The 16,329-nt window shown below is 63.2% G+C and carries 7 protein-coding genes and 1 pseudogene; 2 read left to right on the top strand and 6 right to left on the bottom strand.

Annotation, left to right across the window (positions count from 1 at the left end; all coding sequences use genetic code 11):
* Window positions 1–428: 428 nt before the first annotated feature.
* From IQ25_RS16500 to IQ25_RS21230, 5 genes and pseudogenes are all read right to left on the bottom strand, one after another.
* Window positions 429–5,570, bottom strand: coding sequence for an AAA family ATPase (locus IQ25_RS16500; RefSeq protein ID WP_144907369.1), 5,142 nt, complete (start codon window positions 5,568–5,570; stop codon window positions 429–431).
* Window positions 5,571–5,793: 223 nt separating this feature from the next.
* Entirely contained in the window at window positions 5,794–7,710 is a 1,917-nt protein-coding gene (locus IQ25_RS16495; RefSeq protein ID WP_220094553.1) for a DNA/RNA non-specific endonuclease, read from the bottom strand.
* Between the two features lie 16 nt (window positions 7,711–7,726).
* The gene (locus IQ25_RS16490) at window positions 7,727–10,771 is read right to left on the bottom strand and encodes an ATP-binding protein (RefSeq protein ID WP_144907368.1); all 3,045 of its coding nucleotides are present in this window, start codon (window positions 10,769–10,771) and stop codon (window positions 7,727–7,729) included.
* On the bottom strand, window positions 10,764–12,545 hold the full coding sequence (locus IQ25_RS16485; protein ID WP_144907367.1) for a trypsin-like serine peptidase: 1,782 nt from the start codon (window positions 12,543–12,545) through the stop codon (window positions 10,764–10,766). The genes IQ25_RS16490 and IQ25_RS16485 overlap by 8 nt, the downstream gene beginning before the upstream one ends.
* Window positions 12,546–12,764: 219 nt before the next feature.
* A pseudogene (locus IQ25_RS21230) lies at window positions 12,765–12,878 on the bottom strand (IS110 family transposase); the annotation flags it as partial.
* 481 nt (window positions 12,879–13,359) lie between these two features.
* Between IQ25_RS21230 and IQ25_RS21070 the strand changes: the two are divergent.
* Window positions 13,360–13,509: a hypothetical protein gene (locus IQ25_RS21070; RefSeq protein WP_158637778.1), complete on the top strand. Its 150-nt coding sequence runs from the start codon at window positions 13,360–13,362 to the stop codon at window positions 13,507–13,509.
* 414 nt (window positions 13,510–13,923) lie between these two features.
* On the opposite strand, the gene IQ25_RS16475 is transcribed toward IQ25_RS21070, so the two are convergent.
* Window positions 13,924–15,021: an alpha/beta hydrolase fold domain-containing protein gene (locus IQ25_RS16475; protein ID WP_144907365.1), complete on the bottom strand. Its 1,098-nt coding sequence runs from the start codon at window positions 15,019–15,021 to the stop codon at window positions 13,924–13,926.
* A 146-nt stretch (window positions 15,022–15,167) separates the two neighbouring features.
* Between IQ25_RS16475 and IQ25_RS16470 the strand changes: the two genes are divergently transcribed.
* Window positions 15,168–16,250: an alpha/beta hydrolase gene (locus IQ25_RS16470; RefSeq protein ID WP_258537055.1), complete on the top strand. Its 1,083-nt coding sequence runs from the start codon at window positions 15,168–15,170 to the stop codon at window positions 16,248–16,250.
* The last annotated feature ends 79 nt before the right edge of the window (window positions 16,251–16,329 follow it).

The raw sequence follows: 16,329 nt of genomic DNA, 5'->3' as shown, positions 1-16,329 counted from the left end.
TATCGGCAGAGCCGACTGGACATGCGCGCATGCCACCCGGCCGCCAAAACTGGTGACCGAGTTTGTTCGTCAGAGGTTTCCACGCCTCTGCGCCGGGACTGACCGACGCACCTTTGAGGCTTCCACAGCAATGGCGAAATGGCAAGGCGGGGCGCTTCAGCTATCCCCATCCTTGATGGATGAAGGCTCGACCGAATGACCGGAGTTGCGGACGAACCGGAACGTCCGCTTATAGTCCGCGAAAACGGGATAGCGGCCATTCGGACGTTCAACACCAGCGGTCGCTGCCGACCAACATACGCCGTCTCGGTGAAGAAGCGGGAACGTCCGCGCGCGCCTAAACCAGCCGTTTGTAAGGCTGATAGCCGCCGGGCAGGGCGGCGGTGAAGCGCCGCTCGCTGTTGCGATCATTTGTCCCGCAAGAGTCTTTAGGCCGGGCTGTTTCGTTCCGCCTCGATCTTTAGTTCGAGCTCATGGGCTTCGGAAACGCCAAGGCTGACCAGTCGCCCGAGCATTGCGTCAATTCGCAAGCGCTGCGCATGATCGCGACGACAAAGCGATGGGTCCCCCTTCGTCGCGCTTTCGAACCACTGCGCGACCTTTCGGCCGATCGCGAGCTCATGCCACATCGCCCGGTCGCCCCCCGTGACCTCGAGCCAAGATTCGATGGCAAAGAGAAGGAAATCGAGGTGACGTGCCGTTGGCCCAATCAGGAGGGTGTTCATCGTGCAAAGGGCCACAAAGGCTGTCGGCCCGCCCGGCATCATGGGACGCAGCGTTTCGAGCAGCGGATCGATCCGATCGAAGACCGCTGGAACCAGATAGCTTCGGGGGCTCGACACCAGATTATATTCGTTCATCAGCATGACGCCGATGGTCGGACCGGACTCGAAGTCTATCCGCAGCTCACCGGGCCCGCGATCCCAGGCCCAGCGATCGAGAGCCATGGTGCGCGTCACCAGCTGCCGCCGGATCGCGCAGGCGCGATCGGCCGGGCGCCCCCGCTCATTGAAGTAGCAGGCATCCGCCGCGCGAGTGAGGGTGTCGGCTACGTCGCAAAATGAACGGTCCGGAAGTTCCAGGATCGGTTTTAGGAGGGCATCGAGCCGGTCCTGCGCCGTATCCATAATGACCGCAGCGACCAGCAAATAAAATTGCTGGTTCCAGTCGTCCGGGGATCGGTCGAGCTCGGCGTCGGCGGAATAGCCATGCGCGTTAAGCCGTGCCGACCAGGGAGCGTAGGTATCGACAATCTCCTCGAACCACTCCGGTCTCAGGCAGCCCTCTTGGTTTAAAAGCGCGAGCCACTTCGCGATGCCCTGCGTCTCGACATGAACAGAAGCCTTTTTCGACCGCGGCGTCCAGCTTTCCTCCGCCTCGTCCTGCTCGAACTTGCTTCGTGCCCGGTCGCGCGAGAGGATCGCACGTGGCCGGTTCCGCAGAGACGGTCTCTCGTCGGGCAGCGCTGGCCAGTCAGGCTCGGGCCCGCCGTCCAGCCACGCGATCTCTGCGGAAACGGCCTCGCCGTCCTGTCGCGCGCGCTGCGCCTCATAGGCGATCTTGTCGGCAGGGTCATCATTATAGGGGTGCCACCGATAGCGACGACGTGCGAGCGCCATCCGGATCGCGGATTTGATGACGCGCGGATCAGCATCATCGATCGTCCCCCGGGCGGCGATGAACGCCGGGATCGCTGCTCGGTCCCCGCGCACAGCGGCTTCCACGAGGCGACCGCGGTCTGCCCTCAACTTGCGCCGATGCCAAAGATGAACGAGTGCGCAAATTGCCATCCCGGGCCGGTTGAAGCTCAGTGTCTCGCCGGAGCCGTAGGCGTCCATCTCCTCGATCAAAGCGATATCGATGACTGCCCGGACCCAGGCTTCATATTCGGCAAGAAGGGCGTCGTCGCCGTCGCGCGCTACGAGCATGGCGGTGGCGATGAGGCGGGTGGACCGTGCCTTGAGATAGTCTTCATCACGGTCATCGGGCAGATCGCCCGCCGCATACTCCGCCGCTTGGCGCGCGGTTTCCGCCGAGCCTCGCGCCGGATCGTTTGTCGCAAGCTGGATTTTCGCCCCGATATCGCTCGACAGCGCGCGGGCGCGGCTTGCTGTTTCGAGGCGCGCCAGATGCTCGGCTTCGGCCGGCGGCGGCACGAAGCTAAATTGGCCGTCGGCCTCGACCCAATTTGCACGGTCCAAAAGGTTCAATGCATGGGCGCCCATGAACGCGGGATAGCGAAACGTGTCACTCTCCTCATAAGGTCCAAGCTCATCTACCGCTTGGGCAAGAAGCCGCCTGACGGCGGAACTGGCATCGTCGTCGCCCAAGTAAAAGAACATCAGCTCCTCGAGCGTGAAGCGACGGGAGCCGCGTTTTGCAAGATCAGCGAGCAGCACGCGGCCGCTCGGCTCTTTCTCGCCGGCCATCATGCCTGCGAACATCTCGATTGACGCGCGATCGCGATCACTTGCGAGGATATGCGGGTTGGCCACAAACGGAACGAGCGCGTCGCGTGTCGCTGGCCAATGGGACATGAGGACGTCGATCGCGACCACGAGATAGGCAGCGCAGCTTCCCTCTGGCCCAAGAATGTCCTGCAACACCGTCGCGACTTCCTCGCCCCGATCGAGCCGCTCATGCGACCAAGCTTCGAGAGCTTTCAGCGCCGAACCGACCGAGGACTCTGGCGCCTGAGATTGGCGCGACCAGAAATAGGTCTGGACCCATGGGAAGATGCGCGGCGTGCCGTCGACGACGATCGTGAAGCCATTCGTCTCAGTCGTCTTGCCATCGGCATGACCGTCGACGGACGCTGCGACGAGCGTTCGAATGAGCGCAAGACCGATTTGTGGATCGACATCGAGGAGCTCGAGAAACGGGGGCTGTGCCGGCGAGGCCGGCAAATAGTCGCTATCCGCAAAACCAAAGACGCGGCCCGTCGACTCGCCGCGCGACCGTCTCTTGCGCGGCTTCTCGATGAGGCTGGCTTCGATGAGCGCCGCAAGTTCCGCGGGCGCGACGCTCGCAAGGGCCTTACTAAACGGCCGGATCGCCTTGACCTTGTATATGTCGTTCTCTCTCGCCACCGTTCGCAGATAGGCTTTTGCCTTCTCCGGTGCGTTGGCCGCGAGGAGCAGCGTCATGCTGCGAAGATCTTCGATCATGCGCCAGCGCTCGTCACCCGCCAATCTCGGGGCATCCGCCGGCGACGGGATGGCGATCGCCGTTTCTCGCACGTCGAGCTGCAACAGCCAATCGAAGAGCATCCCGGCGGTCGCTTGTCCGTAGGCGGAATTGGTCATCGCCAGGAAGAACTGGATCTCCACGAGTTTGACCACGGACGCGATCGCGTGAACCGGGATCTGGGCCTGATGGTTGAAACACCACATCAATACCGCGGGCGCTGATGGTGAGGATGCCGTGCGAAGAGCCGCCGTGCCTTCAGGGACCTCGAACCCCGCGGCCTTGATCTGGGCGAACAGCACCGCCGCCGACATCGTTTCTACCGCTATGATCGCGGTGCAGAGCTCGATGAGGAGCGCACCGCCCTGCGCGAGCAACGTCTTGGAGCATCGGCTGAGCAGCTCCGCCGAAAGCTCAGACCTCGTGATGGCGAGGAGCGCCTGCCGCCGCCACGCTGCGTGCGCGCCAGGGCGGCCCAGAGCGTCGAGTAGCAACCGCCATGCAGCACCGTCTGTCGCACTTTCCAACGCAAACCGACCAGCAAACTCGATACCGCGTGCGAGGCGCGGCGAGGGCGGCACCGTCAGGTCGACGCCATCAAGCAGAGTGATGTCTTCGTCCAGGCGCGCGCCGATCGCCCAGTCGCGCAGCACGTCATGGCCGAAACCCAGCTTGTCCCGGTGCGTTTCGCTCAAGCTCCGGCTGTTCAACAAATGTGTGCGTGCGTCCGAATCGGTGGCCACATCGATCGTGTCGCGACCGCTAAGCACCGCTTCCGCCAGTCCGGCGAGCAGGCGCTGGGCTGCACGTTTGTCTTTAGTCTCCGCCCCATCGGCACTGTCCCACCAATGGTGCGCCAGCGCTGCTTCGGTGCGGATGTCAACCGTGCTCGGCACTTTCAGCAGCTGGGTCAGCCGATACAGATTGCGAGCGATTGGAGCGGCCGGATGGTCCGGCAACAACAGGGCGCGCAATTCCGGCGCCATCTCGATCAGAACCGCGACCTCGTCCTCATCGAGCTCTCCCACGAGCACGCGATGCGGGGCGCCGAACCTGGCGATGGCGTCTTCGGCCAGCCAGCTGCTGCCCTCGACGCCGAGATCGGGCCGCGTCGAGACGACAACGGAAAACCCCTCGATACTTGCGATTTCCCGCAGGACGTCGTTGACCGTGCGCTGCCGCTCCGGTGCCGCGAACATCTCGAGGCCATCGATGAACAGGATTCCGCCGCCGCTGGCCGCGATATCGCCGAGAAATTCCCTGGCGGTCGCTGGGATGCCGAGGCGCTCCGAGAGCGCAGACCAGCCCCCGTCAGGTGTTGTAATCGGATCGAAGACGATGACCTGGCCTTCGCGCGCCTGCCTTTCGGCAAGGTGGCGCAGCACCCAGGATTTGCCGACGCCGGGATCGCCGGTAATTTCGATGAAGCGGTGCGCGTCGCGCGCCTCTTCCACTGCCGCCAAAGCGCTCAGGCGAGGCAGGGTGATCCCGCCAACGCTCGTCCCGATGTCCGTGAGGGCATGGCGCGACATGTCCGAGAGCTTGCTGCGGGCCAAGAGGAAGTTCCGGTCGCCAGCGAGGCGAAATCCGTGTGCCGTCACCGTGTCGATCAGCGCCCGGCGCGTGAGCGATCCACCGGTAGTGCCGGTCTTGATGACCAGCGCGATAAGATCGCTCCAAAACCCCTCGGCGCGGTCGGCATCTTCGGGCGCGAGCACTTGTCGCGCCAGCATGAGCGCATAGTCCCGCGCCTGTGGTGCGCCGGACTCGAAGTCGAATTCAAGGATCAGGAAGCGTCGGATAATACTCCAGATCACCTCGTCGTCGTCCGCGATCCCATGCGCTACAAGATGGGTCCGGAACGCCTGGCCGAAGTCGCGCATCTTCGGGCTGGCAACGCCCTTGAGCGCAAGCCGGGCGAAGAATTGAGAGCCTGATGCCGCTGAGCGCGCCCAGGCGAGCACATCCTGATACGGGCCGGAGATCGCGAAACTGGTGCGCTGGATTGCGACCGCCAGAAGGTGGCGGTCGGTCGGGGGACTGTCCGGCGCGCTGCGCGCGATTTGGTCACATACGCTGATGAAGATCGGGTCCTTCGGCGCGAATGTGGCAGTGCGCTTCGACTGAATTTCGAGAATCGAGCTTCCGTTTTTCGACACCGCGTGGACGATCAGATCGTCAAGCGCATAGCCTTCATCCATGCCCTGGAACTGAACCCGCTCGATCAGGGCATCGGGGAGGCCGCGCGCTTCGCTGCCGGCCAACATCTGGAGCAGATAATAAGCGCCAAGCTCCCCCTCGATATAGGTGCCGGCACCCCCGCGCCCGACCGGGCTGGAGCCGCCGCTTTCATCTTTGGGGGGCTTCGCCGGTTCTTGGTTCATCCGTGTTCATTCGAAATCTCGGCGGTCATCGCGCACCCTCCTACCAATAGCGCGAGCAAAGACTTAACTCGACTAATTTTGACCGCGATTTTGCCTATCCATACCTTCCGTGAAGCTTGGTTACAGCCCGCCGGCGCGCTGGCGCTATCCTGAGTGCAGATCGGCAACTCTAGGTCAGAGGTGGCGTGCTGTATGCGCTCTAGGCTTTCCCTCAACTTCTCGCCTAGAGCGTAATCGAATTTAGGCCTTCAAGCGGCGTAAACGTCGGCGGCGCACCGTCGGCCAAGCCTTCGGTTATCCTCCGGAGCGGATCTGCCGCGGCGTAGGCGGAAAAATCGTGCCCTGTCGCGTCCGCGAGGTCGGCGATAGCAATCTGAAAAGTTCTGTAGGCGCCCAGATTCAGACCCTCGTTAGCCTCGGATCTGCTCCGCTTTTCTAGCAGCGCCCGAATTAGTTCCCCTTGGCTCAGCAGGTAGGCCGTGGCGTGGAGGCCGCCAGTCTCCTGGTTAACGGCCGCGATCAGCTTCCAAAACTCCCGGGGCACGAGCGCGCCATCGATTGACTCCATTCCATCTGTCAGCACGGGCCCAGTGAAGACGCACACTCGGAATCCGGCGGTGCGCGCGCTATCAAGAATGTAGTTCTCCAGTCCCTGCCACAGCTGCTTGCCCTGGTTGAGGCGACTGTGCTGGGCCACGGCGTTCACGTAGTGGAATGTGTCGAAGTTGGCCTTCTTGGCGTCCGGACCCCAGTTGGGATCCTCGCGGCGAACCATATGGCCCCGGTCGATCTCTATGTCTTTGAAGTTCTTCGCTACAAGCTGGACGTCGAGCGGGACGCGCTCGTCGGCGAACCACTGGTCCCCCGACCGCTTGATTCTAACCGCGTTCTTGCCATCGATGTTGACGGCCGTCATGACCGGCATCTTCAGTCGGCCGGAATACTTTACTCCGAAGTGGGTGTAGCGTATCTCACCCGGTTCTGTGGGTGCGTCCGATGGCTGGGATAGACCATCAGCCGCCTCGCTGGACAGTTTCGGCCAAGGGGTCGCGACCCCGCCGAGGAAGTCACGGGTCGCGAATCCCTCGCGGTCAGTGAAGTAGGTCGCTGGGTGGATGCCGTCTGCGCGCTCAGCCGGCATCTTGGGCACAACCGCCAGCAGACGCTCGCCCGCAAGCAGCTTCTTCAGCGTCCCAACGCCGACCGCGCTGTTCCGTTTGCCATAGAGACCGGCGAAATGCAGACCCACTACCTTTCGGTCCGCAAGAGCGATCAGAGGCGAACCCGAGTTTCCTCCCAGACTAGTGCAGTCATGGCTCAGCAGGCTGTCACCGCCGAGAGCCTGCGTGACACGGCCGGGAGCAACGCGCTTCACATCGTAAAGGTCGCGGAAATAGCGGGACTGCGCCGCCGCATCGTTCCGGGAGTCGTAGGCAGGATAACCAATAAGCGCCACCAGATCGCCATACGCCGCCTCTCTGTCAGCAAGATCGAGCGGGGTCGGGGTGAGCGCCGGTGCACCGACGCGAAGGAGCGCCACGTCGGCCTCTAGATCGTCGGCGATGTAGTCGATGGATGTCACCTTTACCGTCCTCGACGTATCCCCAATTACGCTGGTGACCTCCTCGCCAAAGTCTATCGACGAGCCGTAGAGCGGGCCCGCCGGTGAGCGCATGAACACGCCGCTCCCGTCGAAAGTGCGGCGCGCCACGAGTTTTGCGACGTGCCTGTTGGTCACCACCAGGAGGTCGGCGCCGTCATGCGCGACGACCCAGCCGGTCCCGCCCCAAGCCATGTCGTAGTTGCGGAACTCGACGCGTCCCACGGAAGGCAGGAGCGCCTCCGTCCCGATGACCAGCGCATCAGCGCCGGGGAGGTCTGTCAGCGGCTCCATGACGATCGATCCATTGCGGACTAACAGCGGAGGGCGACCGGTGAGTTGGACGATCGCCTCCAAGGCGGCAAGCGGAACGACGCTCTCCAGCGGTGCCACGTCGGTGGCGATCGCCTCGATCGCCGCGCGGGACAGCCCCGCCATCGCGGCGGGCGGTAACGTGCCGCGCTGCGCCTTCGCCCGTATGGCTTCCACCATATCCGGAGTCATTGCAACGCGGAGCGCCTCGACATCAACTTCGTCCATCGTATCTCCTCCCCTTCTAATACCTCGCCTCGATCAACGTGATAATCGACGGCACGAAGGCTGTCGGAACCTTGTATTGGCGGAGCTTGGCCGCGGCCGCTGCGAACCCTCCCTCGACACGTGCGCGCGATGCAGATGCCAGGGCCCCTGCGGACCTACGCTGGATGAGGTCCCACACGGCCTCACCCGACCCAAGGTGCGGAACCCAGGCGGAGAGCTGGATGAACGCGAGCTCGCGAGGCGCGGGGCTATTCTGATGCCGATGTATTCGCGCCTTCAAGACCTCGTCGATCAGCTGAGGCTTCCATCCGCGGGGAACAGCAGGACCGTATTTCCAGTCTCCCGCGATCGTCCGTCGCCAGTTGTCAGCGGCGCGGCCGATGCTCCGGAGGTTCGGGTGCTCGAGCACATAGCCGAGTGCCTCCGCCCACTCCGCGAAAAGCCCGGCGTTGGCGATCGCCGTGATTGGCTCGATGTCGACACCCGCGTGCGGCGGGACAGCGATCTCGTCGGCAAGCAAGAGGGGCGAATGGGGTCCGGCAAGAAGCGTAGCGACCGCTTCCCGCGCCCTGGACGACAGGAGACGATCGCCTTGGGCCAAGTTCACCACCATTCCCGCGTATGGGGTCAGAGATGCCATCATCTGGGTCTCGACCCACGGGCGCGCAGGTCCTTGAAGGCTGACACCCACTGACAGTAGTCGGCGATGAACAAATTCTATGGCGCCATCATCCCACTGTCCGGGCCCTTCAGCCGACCAGCGGTTGAAGGCGGATTGCACCGGATCCGGTGCCTCCTCGATCTCAAACGAACCCAGCATGTCGGGGGCCACCCGCTGGAGGCGGAAGGCGAGCCCGCCATATCGGCTGATGCCGGTCAGCCCGGATATCAGCGGCGTATCCCGCAGGAGCTCATTCGGGCGCTTGAGCAGTTGGGCCGCGCGACCATACTCACCGCGCATCTCGATGCGGGCGACCGCCAGCGGCGGCTCGAGCTGCCGCAGATCGGTGTCATCCCCCCCCATGCGATCGCGTTCCCGCAGCAACCAGTTCGCATCGTACCACTGTCCCGCTCGCCACCAGAACGCTCTGACGGCGTCCGCCAACCGGCTCCTCGGGTCGATCCCTGAGGTGCGCTCGATGCGATTTACGAGCGCCCGGCCCTCGGCCCAGTCGGCCTTGGAGATTATGTTCACGAGATCCCGGACGACCCGCGGTTCATCGCTCCAGGAAGGTTGCCCCGACAGGTTCGGAGACGTACTGCTGAAATCCCCGACCACCTGTTTGACCATCACCTGGGCCGTCTCTGGCAACTCTTGGAGGGTCGCGGCATCCATGAGCCGAGCCAGCCGCTCCGGGATCGCAGGCCGCGTCGGTGATCGCCTGAGAAGCTGGAGCCGATGGTAAAGGGCGTCGATAGCGCTCGCGTCGTCGTCGCGCGCAGCGAACCACTTGACCGCCTCACGGTCAATGCGCGCGCAGAGCTGCGGCTTGTCCTGATAGAGCAGCGGCAGCAGGTCGCGGCGGATGTCACCACGATGCCGGACGAAGCCGGGTTCACTCGGATCGGCCTCTACCAGCCAATGTTGCCGAGCGAGTGAATCAAAGAGCTCGCGCGCCCGCTCGTCGCCGAACCTCGGCAGCCCCACCGCAGGGCCGATGACGTCCTGCAGCAAGTCCGCGCTGATCCGCCGGGCGATTAGGCCTGGATGGGCGAGATCCCGCAAAGTGTCGTCATCGATCCTCGAAAGCAGGATCCTGTAGAGCATCGCGCTCGCGAGCTTCGGGTTCAGCCTGTCACGCGGGAGGGCCCCGATCCCATCACTCCGAACGATATCAGCCGCGAGCTTTATGGCGAGTGGGACGCCCGCCGCACGATCGACGACCACGTGGCGACTGGAGGGCTCGACCTCAAGGCGGGTGGCGAGCTCGAGCGCCGCGGGCTCACTCAATCCTTCCAAGACGACCGGGTCGCCGACCACCCTGTCGAATTCAGCCGGCGGTGCGGCCCTGCCGGCGACTAGGACGCTCATCCGGTTCACGCCCAAACCCGACAGGAGCTGAAGCCAGTCGAACAGTTGCCGCAGATGGGTTTCGCCCCGAGCCTGAAGCGATTCAAGCGTGTCGATGACGACGAGCAGCGGCCGGTGCGCCGCCTCCAGGGTCCGGGCGAGCGTCGCCGCGAGAGACTCTGGGAACGCACGGCGCGTCTCGAGCACACTTTCCGATCCCTCCCGCAGGCCGGCAGTGCGCAAGCGCTCGTCGAAAAGGTCCCGGGCGGCGTTGCCGATCCTGTCGGCGATCTGACGCGACGCCTCCATCGTGAGCGATCGGAGATCGGTCACGTCCAGGCCAGCGCGGTCGAAGTCGAGCCGCACGACGACACTGCCAAACTCGTCGGAGTGCCTAAGGATGACCTGCTCCATGAGTGCCGACTTGCCGATCCCGGGCGGTCCACTCATGAACACGCCTCGTACGTTCCGCCGAACGGGCTGCGCCAGCAGTGACATCAGCCGCTTGATCTCAGACGCGCGCCCAACGAAGGGCTGTTCCCGGATGTTCTGCCCCCTCGCGAGAAGGTCCAATCGCTTGATCGCCGTTCGGGACGACTCGAGCAAAGGAGCCGCGGCGGCGAACTCGCCAGCCCAGTCGAGAACCGTCGCGACCCGTACAAGCACCTCGCGCCCCGCCGACCCGAGAGCATCTCCGACCCGTTGAAGCGTGAATGCCCCGGTGTCGGAAAGTGCGTCCAAGAGGTCAGCCGTGATTGTGCCAGCGCTGTCCGTGCGACGGCGCTCGATGGCGTCCTGGAGCCTTCCGGACGCCCTGAGTGCCCTCAGCACTTGCTGCCGATTGGGTGCCAGCAGTAACCAGGTGTCGCTTTCGTCGGGATTGGTGTCGCAGACGGCGGCCAGAGCGGATGCGGCTTCCGCCGCCCGCTGGCGCGACTCCCGACTGATGGCAGCGAGTGCCGCCCTCGGATCGAAAGGACCTGACAGGGCCGCATATTCGAGTGCCTCGGAAAAACCTTCCGGCCCTCGTGGAAGGCGGGCGTCAACCACTCGACCTCTCCCTAAACATTGACCTTATCGGCCCAGACAGCCGCGAAGCCACTTCCGCCGAAAGACTGGCAGAAATTATCTGGTTGTTGGCGGGCAGCCCTTGGATCGCCTGATCAGCCAGCATACCCGCCCCTGCATCGCCGAGGTCGGCGCCGGCCGCCCTGCTGGCCAGCTCGATCGCAGCGATGACGTCATTGCGGCTGAACCCACGGATGAAGTCGACCATCAAGCCGAGTGCGCCGTCCTGCGGTCCGTTCGGGTAGTAGTCCTGGCCTGGCATCGCGGCGGCCTCCAGACCAGCGACCACGATGCGGACGTTGTCGAGCCTGAGCGACCTGGCGATCACCCCCTCCATCGCGGAACGCTGTTCATCGCCGAAGGACACGGCAGGCTGATCGAAGAACAGCCAGATGGTCACGCCGGCGGCAGCCGCCGCCTTGTTGACGAGATCGGCGGCGCGCAGGCCGCGGTCCGCCCCGACCGCCTCGGGCGCCGTCTGGCCCTTCGCGACCCCGGGCCGCTCCTCGAGCGCATCCACCGAGATGCCACTGTCCGCGACGCGCCTGATGATCTCGGCCGGGATGTCTTCGATCAGCGTCCCGAGCGCCACACGACAAAGCCGGGCAGCCGGATTCCGGGCCACCAGACTCTTCAGCAGATCGTAGGTGAAGGCGAGCTCGGACGGGTCATCGTCCGGGGTGGCACGCTTGACATGGATACCACGAACACGGCCGCTCCCAGATGCGGCCGCGAAGGCCTGGAAGAAGGTGCGCCGGCCGATGACTAGCCGACCATCGACCGTATCGTCCGAGGACCACAGGATCGGCGGCGCTATGTCGGCGGCAACCACCGCCCGCGCCTGTTCCACGAAGCGCTCGAGCGGCACATAGCGGCCCTTTCCGTTCGGCTGCCTTCCCTGATGGATGCCCACGAGTTCGCGCTGCGTATCAAAGCAACCGCCCCCCGACGACCCGCCGGCCGATCCCACCGTGTGTCCGACCCGAGCGCTGATCTTGCGTATCTTGCCGGTGACCCCTTCACCAAGCCCTCGGTCCACGCCTTCGGGATAGTGGACCAGATAGATCGGCGTGGACTTGCGGTAGGGCTCGGGATTGGCAGCTAGGGTCGCGTAGCCGAGAGTAGCTCCAGCTGGCGCTTCAAGGCGGAGAAGCGCCATGTCGTGTAGTTCGGCGACCGCGTCGTCGTTAGCGGGCATCCTCGCCGAGAATTCGCATTCCGAACAGGGCGACGCGGCGACGACCGATGCGCCGTAACTGTGCCCGTCGGAAAGCATTACCGTCACGTCCGTTATCGCAGCCGTGGGCTGATATGCATTGGCCGGCGCAACCACATGCCACGCCGTCAGGACGGTACTGGGGCCGATCAGGACCCCAGATCCCGATATAGCACCCGACCTAATGATGCGGCAGCGGAATGACGTGGCCTGCCTCGGGAACCGCTCTGCGACGGCCGGATCAACGTGGGTCTCGGGCATCGGATCTGGTTCAAGGTCCACCGCGACACCCCGGGCAGAGAGCGCGTGTGCAAATGCGGCGAGGAGATCGCGAGTCTCGATCCGGCCGACCCAGAAATCGCCCCTGGCCTCTCCAAACATGTCGGCCGCAGCATCGAGCCCATCGGCCAACAGCGGAACGGGGACGTAGCCTTCCGCTTCAGCCTCACCGGCACCAAGAAGCTGAATCGCCGCGAGAGCGTCTGCGGCTGCCAACCGGTTGGCCTCGATGGCCGCCGCTATTTCCTCTTTTGTATACAAGCTCGGACTGCCGTCGTTTGGGATTCAGTAGAATGCTGGCAAGTTTTTCGCCAGAACGCGGTTGTTCATCGGAATAACTAATAGCGCAAGTCACCGAAAAGGCTGATCTGAACCATCTTTCGCCGAAAGCTGCTTTAGACAGCGGAGAATACGAATTGATGTTCTAAAACGTCCTGCCCGATCACTCATTCTGAGAGCGGAACCTTAAATCCGCTAACGCAAAACGTCCGGATCGCTCGCAACAACATCACGGCGGAGAACCTTGCCCTCGGCATCGACCACGCAGACATGCGTCGTCTTGTCACTCACGTCCAACCCTGCATAGATCGACATCGGTCACCCTCCTGCATTGAAGCGCCATGGCGACTTCGTACCATCCAGGAGGGTGGCTAAATCAATTACGCGGTGCCCCAGGCCAAGGCCTTCAACCTTTCAAAAATCGTGATGAACCAACGGCAGGAATCGATAACACCAAAATGAAGCGCGAATGTCCGAGTTTGCGGCGGCCGCGGACGAAGAGCACAATAAGCCTCGATTGGCAGTCGGCGTAACCTGGTGCTCTATGTACCCCAACAGAGCGACGTGATTTGGTCGGAAACTGTTGCAGGCGCAGGCACACCCGAGCGGCCAATATCGTGCGTTCTGGGTTAGGAAGCTTCCGCAACTAAATCATCAGCCCGTTCACTCGCAGAGGACTTGCTGATCGCGCATCCCGGATGGGCGACGCCTGAACCCGATGGCAGATTGTTTCACATGAGGGGTGGATACTCAAACTCTATGAGGCTGGTCATCACGAAAGGCGGGGGAGACCTGCATGATTGACGATAAAGCACCCTCGCATCAGGTCGAAGAAGGCGATGATGGCGACGGATCAGGAGCCCATTCCCTAGCTGGATATGATTACCAGATCGACGTGTCGGTATGGCTCGCGCTGGATCTGCTGCTGGCAAACAAGATTGCCTAATCGATCGAACTCGAGCCCGGCACTGAGGAGGATATCGATGCCGAGCTCATCGAGAGCGAGCCTGGCCGCTTGACGACGAAAGTTTTCGCTGACGGATATAAGCTTGTCGTGCAGGCAAAGCTCCGCGGCGGCGATGCTTGGACGGTCGCAGGCATCAATGCGCTGCTGAAGCATGGCGGCGCGCGCCGGGTCTCTGCGGCGCGACGCCTCGCCGACTCTGATGTTCGATACCTTCTGATCACCAGCGTTGCCCTGAACGGTGAAACGCGAGGTCTGCGCGTCGGCCGAGCAGGGAGCTGGCCCTAACCAAGTGGAATGCCAGCAACGAGACCACGTTGCCCACAGAGAACGTTTCGCTTTGGCCTGACAGCTCGCGCACGATTGTTCCTTTTAAATCTTTGCACCTGAAACCATTTACTTGCCAAGATTCTTATCAAAGAATCGGAGAACGACATCGTAGGCTTCACGTGATTCCGGGATGTCAGAATTGTAAAAGAAGCCGTGAAAAAGCCCTTCCCAGATGTGGAGATCGGCCTGAACACCCAGGGCAACAAGCTGCGAATGTGTTTTCACGGCGGAGCTTAGCTCGAAACCCCGGGTGCCGGAAATAATCAGTGTCGGCGGAAAGCGGCGAAGGGTTTCGTCCGACGCACCGGGCGAGACCAGCGGGTCTGCCGGGCTTGCACCCTTGAAATAAGGCAGTGCGGTCCAAGGCAGGTCTGCCGGAGCAGGCCACGCTGGTGCCTGCCGCGCATCGCCGATGGCCGCCGTCATGTAATCGGCATCCCCGCCAAAGCCGAAGGCCGACATGGTGAGCCCAGCGCAGAAGACGCCGATCGCTCCGGGGCGGGGCAACCCGTGCTTCTGGAACCACGCCGTCGCCATCCCGGTCAGAATACCTCCGGCCGAGCAGCCATAAATGCCGATGTTGCGCGCCGGATAAGTCTTGAGCAGTTCGCGATAGACCGCGGCTACGTCCTCACTCGCTGCCGGGAACACGTGCTCCGGGCCTTGCCGGTAATCGACCGAGACGACGCGCACCTTGCCCAGCGCCGTTACGGGAATGGACTCAAGTTCTGCGCAACCGGGAAAGCAGCCCATGAAGCCGCCGCCGTGCAGGTTGATGAGGACACGCTTGCGATTCTGGAGGGCGATACCATCGGTCGGGACATAGTCGAACACGTGGACCCCGCCGATCTGGCGTTCGGTCATGGTGTGGCCGAAAGTGGCCTTCGCCTTGGTCAGATAGCCCTTCATGAATACCGGGACGCCCGCAACCTGCTTGACCTTTTCGGGATCCTGCATGTCCTTGAGGTGCTCGGCCATGTAAGCCTTCGCCTCAGGGCTGAGCAGTGAGGAAACGGGTACGGCCATCGCCGGAACGTGGACGGTGCCATCGCTTTCCACTTTGACGGACGCAGGCGGCGCGGACTTTGCGCTCGCGGATATGCCGAAGCCGAAGATCGTAGCCAGGGCCAGGAGAAACACTACCAGTCGCATCATCGCAGCCATCGTCGCACCCCCTACCGGCCATCAGGCGCTGGCCGTTTGTTCACGACAATGTGCGTAATCGATTGCATTATCCTTCGCAAGGTGTAAGAAAACGATTACGCAAATGCCAAGACTCCATCAGAGAGCATGGCTGGGAGACATCAGACGTGAGCTTCACCCGCAGGACGTTCGCAACAGCGGCCCTCGTATCAGCAGCCATGCCAAGCCTGTTGCAGGCACGTTCAGGGCTGGCACCAGCAGCGCGCGCCAAGGCCAGCGTCGACCCGATGTCACTGCTCGATCCCGAACTGCGCGAAGGGGCAAGGCTGATTCTTTCACGCCCGCTGCCCGATCCGCTCGATCATGCAGCGATCGTGGCAATGCGCAAGGCCGCCCCGCCTGCGCCCGCCGTGCTGCCAGCACCCGCTCCGCCAGTCCAGATCCGGTCGATTCCGGGCGCGCCGGGCCACCCGCCGGTCAAAGTAGCGGTGATCGGGAGCGGGCGAAAGGCGGCCTCGCGTCCAGCCGTCCTGCACATTCACGGCGGTGGCTTCATTGTCGGACGGATGGAAGATACGATCCCGGCATCGCAGCGACTTTCCGAGGAGTTGGACTGCGTCGTGGTCGAGGTCGACTACCGACTTGCCCCGGAGGCCCGCTTTCCGGGGCCGCTCGAAGACTGTCATGCTGCGCTCGTATGGCTCCATGACAATGCCGCTGAACTGGGCGTCGATCGCACGCGAATAGCTGTGAAGGGCGAAAGCGCAGGCGGCGGTTTGGCGGCAATGGTTGCGCTGGCGGCGCGGGACCGGCGCAGCGTGCCGCTGTGCTGCCAGATCCTGATCTATCCCATGCTGGACGACCGGACCGGCTCGACCCGACGAGTGCCGCCGTTCATTGGCTCGATCGGCTGGAACGAGGCTGGCAACGCAGTCGGCTGGAGCAGCCTGCTTGGCCAGCCTGCCGGTCGCCCCGACATTCCTGCAGGAAGCGTTCCAGCGCGGGCCGCCGATCTCGCAGGATTGCCGCGCACCTTCATCGGCGTGGGGTCGATTGATCTCTTCGTGAATGAGGATATCGCCTTTGCCGGGCGACTGGTACAGGCCGGGGTACCGACCGAGCTCCTGGTCACACCCGGCGCCTTCCACGGCTTCGATTTCGTGGTGCCCGAGGCTGGGGCCTCGCAGGCCTTCACTGCTGCTTGGAAGCGTACCCTGAGCGCTGCTTTCGCCAACCGGCCGACTGTCTGACCGTTACGAACCATGAGGCAGGTAGTCTCGCCACCGTTTTGCCGACAATCGCGTAATCGATTGCTCACTCAAAAATCGA

This window comes from Novosphingobium taihuense (genome assembly GCF_007830315.1).
GTDB classification, from domain to species: Bacteria; Pseudomonadota; Alphaproteobacteria; order Sphingomonadales; family Sphingomonadaceae; genus Novosphingobium; species Novosphingobium taihuense.
This window is presented reverse-complemented; position numbering and strand designations above follow the sequence as displayed.